11 protein-coding genes are annotated in these 9493 nt (G+C 65.8%); 10 read left to right on the top strand and 1 reads right to left on the bottom strand.

Annotated features, from left to right (window positions below; all coding sequences use genetic code 11):
• From I6N89_RS21090 to I6N89_RS21075, 4 genes are all read left to right on the top strand, one after another.
• Positions 1-268: transposase (locus tag I6N89_RS21090; RefSeq protein ID WP_207020391.1), on the top strand; the 268-nt coding region annotated here is incomplete at its 5' end.
• 159 nt (positions 269-427) lie between these two features.
• Positions 428-1462 carry a dihydroorotase gene (gene pyrC / locus I6N89_RS21085; RefSeq protein ID WP_207020390.1) on the top strand — a complete coding sequence of 345 codons (1035 nt, stop codon included), beginning with the start codon at positions 428-430 and terminating at the stop codon, positions 1460-1462.
• Positions 1463-1552: 90 nt separating this feature from the next.
• The gene (locus I6N89_RS21080; protein WP_207020389.1) at positions 1553-2233 is read left to right on the top strand and encodes an orotate phosphoribosyltransferase; all 681 of its coding nucleotides are present in this window, start codon (positions 1553-1555) and stop codon (positions 2231-2233) included.
• A gap of 226 nt (positions 2234-2459) precedes the next feature.
• Positions 2460-3944, top strand: a complete 1485-nt coding sequence (locus tag I6N89_RS21075) for a replicative DNA helicase (protein WP_207020388.1) — start codon at positions 2460-2462, stop codon at positions 3942-3944.
• Positions 3945-4072: 128 nt separating this feature from the next.
• On the opposite strand, the gene I6N89_RS21070 is transcribed toward I6N89_RS21075, so the two are convergent.
• A complete protein-coding gene (locus tag I6N89_RS21070) occupies positions 4073-4726 on the bottom strand; it encodes a hypothetical protein (RefSeq protein WP_207020387.1) in 654 nt (217 codons plus the stop codon).
• 108 nt (positions 4727-4834) lie between these two features.
• Between I6N89_RS21070 and alr the strand changes: the two genes are divergently transcribed.
• The 6 genes from alr to I6N89_RS21040 all read left to right on the top strand — a co-directional run bounded on the left by alr (position 4835) and on the right by I6N89_RS21040 (position 9372).
• The gene (gene alr / locus I6N89_RS21065; protein WP_076704180.1) at positions 4835-5872 is read left to right on the top strand and encodes an alanine racemase; all 1038 of its coding nucleotides are present in this window, start codon (positions 4835-4837) and stop codon (positions 5870-5872) included.
• Complete coding sequence (locus I6N89_RS21060; protein ID WP_207020386.1) at positions 5869-6651, top strand: MlaE family ABC transporter permease; 783 nt, start codon at positions 5869-5871, stop codon at positions 6649-6651. Before alr ends, I6N89_RS21060 begins: the two co-directional genes overlap by 4 nt.
• A 79-nt stretch (positions 6652-6730) precedes the next feature.
• A complete protein-coding gene (locus tag I6N89_RS21055) occupies positions 6731-7477 on the top strand; it encodes an ABC transporter ATP-binding protein (RefSeq protein ID WP_207020385.1) in 747 nt (248 codons plus the stop codon).
• Between the two features lie 7 nt (positions 7478-7484).
• Complete coding sequence (locus I6N89_RS21050; protein WP_207020384.1) at positions 7485-7868, top strand: hypothetical protein; 384 nt, start codon at positions 7485-7487, stop codon at positions 7866-7868.
• 79 nt (positions 7869-7947) lie between these two features.
• A complete protein-coding gene (locus I6N89_RS21045; protein WP_207020383.1) occupies positions 7948-8379 on the top strand; it encodes a paraquat-inducible protein A in 432 nt (143 codons plus the stop codon).
• 156 nt (positions 8380-8535) lie between these two features.
• Positions 8536-9372 (top strand): DNA repair protein, encoded by an 837-nt coding sequence (locus I6N89_RS21040; RefSeq protein WP_207020382.1) that lies wholly within the window; start codon positions 8536-8538, stop codon positions 9370-9372.
• Positions 9373-9493 lie beyond the last annotated feature (121 nt).

Raw genomic sequence — 9493 nt, 5'->3', positions numbered from 1 at the left:
CTCCTATGACGGTCTGGTCGAGGCCGGCTTCAAGCGCCATCACCGGATCAATCACGGCAAGGCTCAGTTCGCCAGAAACGGTGTCCATATCAACGGCATCGAAAGCTTCTGGAGCTACGCCAAGCGCCGACATCAAAAATTCAACGGGCTACGAAAAACCAGCTTTCCCGTCTTTCTCAAGGAGACTGAATTCCGCTTCAACACACGCGATCAGAACCTCTATAAACTCCTGCTCAGATCGTGCAGAATAAAACCGCTCAGGCGCTGAGCTGGAATAGACCCTTCCGGAAAGATGAAAGCGCGGCCTGTGCTTCATCTTTCCGATAAATACTCCCGTCAGGACATCACGGCAGGACGCAGCGTTTCGGCATGACGCACCGCCCGTTGCCTCTGGCCCGGCGCCGCGCCGCGTGCTATCGGCTCGGCCATGACCCAGATTACGCTTCGCCGCCCCGACGACTGGCACCTGCATCTGCGCGATGGCGAGATGCTGCGGGCCATGGCCCCCGAAACCGCCCGCCATTTCGGCCGGGCGATCATCATGCCCAATCTGGTGCCGCCGGTGGTGACCGGCGATCAGGCCGCCGCCTATCGGGAGCGCATCCTTGCCGCTCTGCCCGAGGGCAGCGGCTTTACCCCGCTGATGACGCTCTATCTGACCGAGACCACCGATCCGGCGGATGTGGCCAAGGCGCATAAAGACGGGCTTATCACCGCGCTGAAGCTCTACCCGGCGGGCGCCACCACCAACTCCGCCTCCGGCGTGCGCGATTTCGACAAGGTGCGCCCGGTGCTGGAGACCATGGCCGATCGCGGCATTCCGCTTTGCGTGCATGGCGAGGTGGTCGATCCGGAGGTGGATATCTTCGACCGCGAAGCGGTGTTCATCGACCGGGTGCTCGATCCGATCCGCCGCAGCACGCCGGGGCTGCGGGTAGTGATGGAGCATATCACCACCAAGGACGGTGCCGATTACGCCCGCGCGGGCGGCGCCGATCTGGGCGCCACGATCACCACGCATCACCTGGTGATCAACCGCAACCACATCCTCGTCGGCGGCATCAAGCCGCATTACTACTGCCTGCCCGTGGCCAAGCGCGAGATCCATCGCCAGGCGCTGCTGGCTGCCGCGACGGGTGGCGAGGCCTGTTTCTTCCTCGGCACCGACAGCGCGCCGCATACCGATCCCAACAAGGAAAGCGCCTGCGGCTGCGCCGGCTGCTTCACCGCCACCAACACCCTGTCGATCCTCGCCGAGGTCTTCGAGCAGGCCGGCGCGCTGGACAGGCTGGAGGGCTTTGCCTCGCTGAACGGGCCGCGCTTCTACCGCCTTCCGGTGAATGAGGACACGCTGACCCTGACCAAGGGCGAGCCGGTGCAGTACCCGCCGAAGATCGAGACCGGCGAGGGCCCGGTCACGGTCTTCGATCCGGGCTTCCCGCTGCACTGGCAGGTCGGCTGAGCCGCAAACCGCACGGCCCCGTGATCCCGGGGCTTCAAGCAGGCGCGAAATCCGGCTAGAGCGGGCGCATATCTGCAAGGAGTGCGCCCCATGATCCCCTCGTCCTACCCCTCGCCCGAAGAAATGGCCCGGCTGACCGCGCGGATGCTGTGGGAGATCGGGGCGGTGCATTTCATGGAGAACGGCACGCCGTTCAAGCTCGCCTCCGGCCTGCCCTCGCCGGTCTATATCGACTGCCGCAAGCCCAACTCCTTCCCGCGCGTGCGCGCCACGCTGATGGATTTCCTCACCGTCACGGTGATGCGCAATGCCGGCTTCGAGGCCTTTGACAATATCGCCGGCGGCGAGACCGCGGGCATCCCCTTTGCCGCCATGGTCGCCGAGCGCATGGCGCTGCCGATGACCTATGTGCGCAAGAAACCCAAGGGCTACGGGCGCAATGCCCGCATCGAGGGCGTGATGACCGAGGGCCAGCGGGTGCTGCTGGTGGAGGATCTGACCACCGATGGCGGCTCGAAACTGAGCTTTGTCGATGCAATCCGCGAGACCGGCGCCACCTGCGCCCATACGGCGGTGATCTTCTATTACGGCATCTTCCCCGAGACCACCAAGACGCTCGGCGATCACGGCGTCGATCTGCATTACCTCTGCACCTGGCACGACGTTCTGGCCGAGGCCAAGGCGCGCGGCGGCTTTGATGCCGAGACGCTGGGCGCGGTCGAGGCGTTTCTTGCCGATCCGCGCAAGTGGCAGGCGGAAAACGGCGCGTAAGCGCTACACAACCGTCCGGGGATAAGCCCGCACGAATCGCGCATTCGCAACCATATGTTGCGGCAGAGCTGCGATCTGCTACGATATCGGCGAGGCAAATGCGCCTCGCCGGTCTCTCCACCGGGTTTTCCCGGCGGTTCTCCACAGAGATATCCCGATTGGTTCCGGCACGCGCATTGGCTATGACGCACAAACCGCGCGACAGACGGGAAAACGGGGCAGAGCAATGAACGATCACAGCGTCTTCAATCCGGCCGGCGTCGAGGTCGAGCAGGCCGAGACCATGCCGCATTCGATCGAGGCCGAGCAGCAGCTGCTGGGCGCGATCCTCACCAATAACGACATCTACGACCGCGTGGCGGCGATCCTCAGCGCGCATCATTTCTACGAGCCGGTGCATGCTCGCATCTTCGAGATCGCGGCGGCGCGCATCGCCAAGAACAACCTTGCCTCGCCCGTCACCCTCAAGGCCTTCATGGAGGACGATGACGGGCTGAAGGAGCTGGGCGGGCCGGCCTATCTGGCGCGCCTCGCGGGGGCCGCCGTCTCCAGCTTTGCGGTGCGCGACTATGCCCAGATGATCTACGATCTCGCGGTGCGCCGCGACCTGATCGTGCTGGGGCGCGACATCTCGTCGAAAGCCTCCAAGGTCGATGTGAAATCCGAGCCGCGCGAGCAGATCGTCGAGGCCGAACAGGCGCTCTACAAGCTCGCCGAGCAGGGCCAGACCGAAGGCGGCTTCCAGAGCTTCCTGCGCGCCGTCACCGATGCGGTGAATGTCGCCAACGCCGCTTATCAGCGCGATGGCGGGCTGGCGGGCATCTCCACCGGCCTCGTCGACATGGACAAGAAGCTCGGCGGGCTGCACCCTTCCGACCTTCTGATCCTCGCCGGGCGCCCCTCCATGGGCAAGACGTCGCTGGCCACTAACATCGCCTTCAACATCGCCAAGGCCTATAAGCGCGGCCAGAAACACGACGGCAGCGAGGGCGCCATCGACGGCGGCGTTGTCGGCTTCTTCTCTCTCGAAATGAGCGCCGAGCAGCTCGCCAGCCGGATTCTCGCCGAAGCCTCCGAGATCTCCAGCCACAAGATCCGTCAGGGCGACATGGACGAAAAGGAATTCCGCCGCTTCGTCGATGCCGCCAAGGAGCTGGAGGCCTGCCCGCTCTATATCGACGACACGCCGGCGCTGCCGATCTCGCAGGTCGCCGCCCGCGCCCGCCGGCTGAAGCGGACCCACGGGCTCGACCTGATCATCGTCGACTATCTCCAGCTGCTGCGCGGCACCGCCGACAACCGGGTGCAGGAGATCGCCGAGATCTCCATGGGGCTCAAGGCCATCGCCAAGGAGCTCAATATCCCGGTGATCGCGCTGTCACAGCTCTCGCGTCAGGTGGAAAGCCGCGACGACAAGCGCCCGCAGCTCTCGGATCTGCGCGAATCGGGCTCGATCGAGCAGGATGCCGACGTGGTGATGTTCGTGTTCCGCGAGGAATACTATGTCGAGCGCGAGAAACCCTCTGACGACCGGCTCGACGAGATGGCCGCCTGGCAGGAGAAAATGTCGCGCCTGCACGGCAAGGCCGAGGTGATCATCGGCAAGCAGCGTCACGGCCCCATCGGCACGGTGGAACTGTCCTTCGAAAGCCAGTTCACCCGCTTCGGCAACCTCGTCAAATCCTGGCAGCAGGACAGCGAAGCGTTCTGAGCCGGGCTTGCCCACGCTCCGGCCCGCATGCTTGATTTCAGGCCGGAGCGTCGCTATCTTCACGTTACAGAGACATCCTGTTGAGGAACATCATGACCGGTCCCGATCCGATCATCGTCTGAGCATCGTCAGCCCGCTTCGCCGGACCGAATGTCATGCCGGGCCTTCGCCGCCCTGATGGCCTCTTCGAGCGCCGTCATCCGCAGTGACAGCTCCTCTCCCGGAACCGTGCCGATCCCCTCGAAGCGTTTCAGCTTCAGCGCTCTGTGATCCCTGTCGAGATCGTCGAGCAGCTTGATCCCGCAAAGCTTGGCCTCCCACGCCGTGCGCACGATCACATCGACCGCCCGGACACGCGCATCCGGCGCCAGCGTTGCAAAGCTGGGCTTCTGCACCCCTTCCACCTGCACGCGGATCTTTTCCAGCAAACCGTAGAAATTCACCGTCAGATGCAGGGCGCCGTCGGTGATGCCGTGCACCTCGCGAATCCGGTTGCGGTAGATCTCGGTGTGACGCGCATCGGTGATATGCGGAATAAGATCGGGATATTGCGCAAAGCGCTTTTCCAGATAGGCGCGCGACGGCGAATATTCGAGAAACACCTCCATATCGCGCGTGTTGAAGTCGATCTCGGCGAAGAGCGCCCGCACCAGATTGTCCCGCGCGGTCTCGCGCTCGCCTTCCGCGGCGCGCTCGTCCATCACCCGCTTTACGAACCAGATGGCAAAACCCAGCGTCGGCGCGAGGAAGGCCAGAAAGAACCGAATGTCGATATCGTCCACGCCGTTCCTCCGTTCTCATGCATTCCAGCATGGCGCGGCGGGCGCGGCAAGACGGCAGCGGCGTCTTTCCCTCTTGACCCTCCGGCGGGCTTGGCTTTCAAGCAGGGCATGGCACAGGCACAGCTCAGCATCGACCTCGCAGCGATCCGCGCCAACTGGCGCGCACTCGCCAATCTCACCACCGGCGAGGCCGGCGCGGTCGTCAAGGCCAATGCCTACGGGCTCGGCGTCGAACGCGTCGCCCCGGCCCTGGCCGAGGAAGGCGCACGGCGCTTCTTCGTCGCCGTCGCCGAGGAAGGCGTCGCGGTGCGCCGCGCGCTCGGCCCCGGGCCGGAGATCTGCGTGTTCTCGGGCCATATGCAGGGCGATGCCGAGATCATCCGCGATCACAAGCTGGTGCCGATGGTCAATTCCATCGACCAGATGCTGCGCCATGTCGAGGCGCTGCCCGGCCACCCCTTCGGCATCCAGCTCGACAGCGGCATGAACCGGCTGGGCATGGAGCCCGCCGAATGGTCGGCCCTGCGCGATATCGCGCTGGCGCAGTCGCCGGTTCTGGTGATGTCGCACCTGGCCTGCGCCGACACGCCCGATCACGGCATGAACGCCTTCCAGCTGCGCAGTTTCCGCGAGATGACCGACGGCATCGAGGCGCCGCGCTCGCTCTCGGCGACCGGCGGCATCCTGCTCGGGCCCGACTATCATTTCGAGGTGACCCGGCCCGGCGTCGGGCTCTATGGCGGCATGCCCTTTTCCGAGGCGCAGCCGGTGGTCGAGCTGATGCTGCCGGTGATCCAGACCCGCGACGTCGCCCCGGGCGAGGCGGTGGGCTATGGCAACGCCTTCGTCGCCCGCGTGCCGACCCGCGTCGCCACGGTCGCTGCCGGCTATGCCGACGGCATCCACCGCGCGCTGGCGCCCAAGGGCTATCTCTGGGCCGGGCGCACCCGCTGCAAGATCCTCGGCCGGGTGTCGATGGACCTGATCACCGTGGACGTCACCGCGCTCTCGGAGCTGCCCGAGCATCTCGAACTGCTGGGCCGCAACCAGACCGTAGACATGGTCGCCGATGCCATCGGCACCATCGGCTACGAGGTTCTCACCGCGCTCGGGGCGCGCTATTCGCGCAGCTATCTCGGCGCATGAGCCCCGCCGCCCCCCTCGCGCTTCTAGGACGCGCGGTGCTGCGCGTGCTCGCCGCCGCCGGACGGGTGGCGCTCTTTGCCGGCGACGCGCTGAGCCATATCCTGCGCCCGCCTTTCTACGGGCGCGAGCTGCTCCAGGCGCTGTTGCAGATCGGCTGGCTGTCGCTGCCGGTGGTGGGGCTCACGGCGGTCTTCACCGGCGGCGCCCTGGCGCTCCAGATCTATTCCGGCGGCGCCCGCTTCAACGCCGAGGCCGTGGTGCCGCAGATCGTCGCCATCGGCATGGTGCGCGAACTCGGCCCGGTGCTGGTGGGCCTGATGATCGCCGCGCGCGTCACCTCCTCTATCGCCGCCGAGATCGCCACGATGAAAGTGACCGAGCAGATCGACGCGCTGGTGACGCTCTCCACCCATCCGATGAAATACCTCACCGCACCGCGCCTGCTGGCGGCACTGATCGTGGTGCCGCTGCTGGTCGGCGTCGGCGATGTGATCGGCATTTTCGGCGGCTATTTCGTCGCCACCGGATCGCTCGGCTTCAACCCCGCCGCCTATCTCAAGAACACGCTGGATTTCCTCGAACCGCTCGACGTGATCTCTTCGCTGGTCAAGGGCTGCGCCTTCGGCGGCATCGCGGCGCTGATGGGCTGCTATTACGGCATGCAATCCGGACGCGGCGCCCAGGGCGTGGGCCGCGCCACCAAGGGCTCGGTCGAGGCCGCCGCGGTGCTGATCCTTGCCGCCAACTTCCTGCTGACGGGGGTGTTCTTCTCCATATGACCCGCACCCGTCGCATCTTCTCTTTCCAAATACGCCACACAGCGCCCGCCACCCGCGCAAAGGCCGGGAGGATCGCGCCATGATCACCCTCTCCGGCGTCAAAAAATCCTTCGGCCCCAAGACGGTGCTGCGCGATGTCGATCTGCATGTCGCGCGCGGCACCTCCATGGTGATCATCGGCGGCTCGGGCACCGGCAAATCGGTCACGCTGAAATGCATCCTCGGGCTGGTGGAACCCGATGCCGGCACCATCACCGTCGATGGCCAGGACGTGCATGAGGGCGACCGCGATGCCTTTCTCGCCCGGTTCGGCATGCTGTTTCAGGGCGGCGCGCTCTTCGATTCGCTCCCGGTCTGGCAGAATGTCGCCTTCCGGCTGCTGCGCGGCGCGCTGAAGCGTCCCAAGGTCGAGGCGCGCGAGATCGCCATCGAAAAGCTGCGCCGCGTCGGGCTTACCCCGGATGTAGCCGATGCGCTGCCGGCGGAGCTCTCGGGCGGCATGCAGAAACGCGTGGGCCTTGCGCGTGCCATCGCCGCCGATCCCGAAATCATCTTTTTCGACGAGCCCACCACCGGGCTCGACCCGATCATGGCCGGCGTCATCAACGACCTGATCCGCGAGATCGTCACCGAGATGGGCGCCACGGCGATGACCATCACCCATGACATGTCCTCGGTGCGCGCCATTGCCGATACCGTGGCGATGCTGCATGACGGGGTGATCAAGTGGACGGGGCCGGTGGCGCAGATGGACGCCGCCGAGGATCCCTATCTGCAACAGTTCATCCACGGGCGCGCCGATGGCCCGATTGCCGCCGTGAGATAGGGAAACCATGTTCGAACCCAGCCCCGTCCTGCTCGCCTTTCTGGTCTTCAAGCGCTTCGTCTTCCTCGAGCTGATCGCGGCGCTGGCGCTGGCACGGGTGATCCGCGCCGCCGCACCGGCACGGCTGGCGGCACTGGCCGCGCTGCTGCTGGCGCTGGCCGGCGCGGCGGTGCCGCTGGCGCCCATGGCGGGTGTCACCGGCGGGCCGGTCTACGGCGCCGCCGCGCGGTTCATGGCGCTCGGCAACGGCATGCTGCCGCTCTTCCTGCCCTCGGCCTTCCTGGCGCTCAGCGCCTACCTGCCAGGCAGCCGCATGCGCGGGCTCGATTTCGCCCATATCGCGCTGCTCTGGATCCTGGTGGGGCTGTGGCTCGCCTCGATCTTCCTCTGAGCGCCCGGCCCTCCCGCGCCACGCCGGGGGAGCACGAGGGGGTGGAACCCCCTCGCCCCGCCCGCGGAACGACCGCGCCATGCTGAAAGCCGCCAATCTCGCACTGCTGCTGCTCTACCCGGTCGCCTGGTCGGCACCGCTGCTGCGCGCGGGGCTGCTGCCGCTTTTCGGCATGGAGGAGATCAGCGTGCTCACCGGGCTCCGGGCGCTCTGGCAGAGCGATCTGCTGCTTGCCCTGCTGGTGGCGTTCTTCGCCCTCGCCGCGCCCTGGCTCAAGACGCTGGCGCTGAGCCTGATACAGTTCGGCCTGCTCGACCGCCGCGCCCTGCCAGCGGTGACGCTGCTCGGCAAGCTCGCCATGGCCGATATCTTCCTCATCGCGCTCTATATCACGCTGGCAAAGGGGATCGGCGTCGGCCGGATCGAGACCGCCTGGGGGCTCTACCTCTTCACCGCCTGCATTCTCGCCTCGCTGGCGATCTCGCTCATCGAGGCGCGGCGCGGGCATTGATGCGACAACGGAAACAACCGCGCGAATCCCCGCCCATTAGGCCGCCACACCGCGCCTGACGGTACATTTGGAAAAAAGTCTATGTAAAAGAGGCAGCTTCGGCGTATTCTTGCCATCGTCTGTTTTGACTTGGGTGATTTGCCGGGGGGCATTTTGATGATCACGCATCTGCGCGCGACGGGTCAGCTCGTGCAATTTCTCATGCAACGGCTGGCCCTCATGGCGATTTTGTCACTGGCGCTGGGGCTTGCCGCCTACGCCGCCGCCTGCGCGCTGGGATATGCGCCATGGCTCACCCTGCCGCTACAATTCGGCGACACGCTGCTGCCCGAGGCGGGCATCCATGTGCAGCTCGGGCTCACAGCACTGGCCTGCGGGCTGCTGTTCTTCCTGCCCGCCAATGCCCGGATGATGGCGCTGGAAACCTCGCATCGCCGCTTTCATATCGGCATGAAGGACGTCGCCCGCGCCTATGCTGCCGTGCATCGCGCCGACCGCGACGGCGTCTTCACCATGGCCTCGGAATTCGACTCTGTGCGCGAGCGCATCGCCTTCCTGCGCGATCACCCCGATCTTGCCGATCTCGAACCCTCGGTGCTCGAGGTGGCGGCGCAGATGAGCCATATCTCGCGCGAGCTGGCACAGGTCTATTCCGACAGCAACGTGCAGCGGGCGCGCGATTTCCTGACCGCGCGGCAGCAGGAGATCGACGATTTCAACACAAGGCTCGAAGAAGCCAAGCGCATCGCCACGGAAATGCGGCAATGGCATATGCGCGTCGAGCTCGAGGAGGACGTGGCCGAGGCCCAGCTCGCCCGGCTCTGCGAGGAGCTGGAGGAAATCCTTCCCGAGATCGTGCCCGAGACGGCGCAACCCGAACCCGAAGCGGAAGAGCCCTCGGGCTGGGTCAGCAACCGCGATTTCGAGGAGAGCGACGCCGAGCCGGGGGACGACCGCATCGTCGCCATGCTCTCGCGCCGGGCGGCGGAGTAGGCCTGGAGCCGGCGCGACGACATGACGACACGCCCGGTCAGAGCGTCGCATCGTTTTTGAGTATTTGCAGAAAGATGAAAGCCAGGCGCTTGCGCCCGGCGCCCGCGCGGGCCTAGAAGGC

Source organism: Salipiger abyssi (assembly GCF_017311415.1).
In the GTDB taxonomy this organism is placed as follows: domain Bacteria; phylum Pseudomonadota; class Alphaproteobacteria; order Rhodobacterales; family Rhodobacteraceae; genus Salipiger; species Salipiger abyssi_A.
Note: the sequence above shows the minus strand (reverse complement) of the source record. Positions and strands in the feature narration are given on the sequence as shown.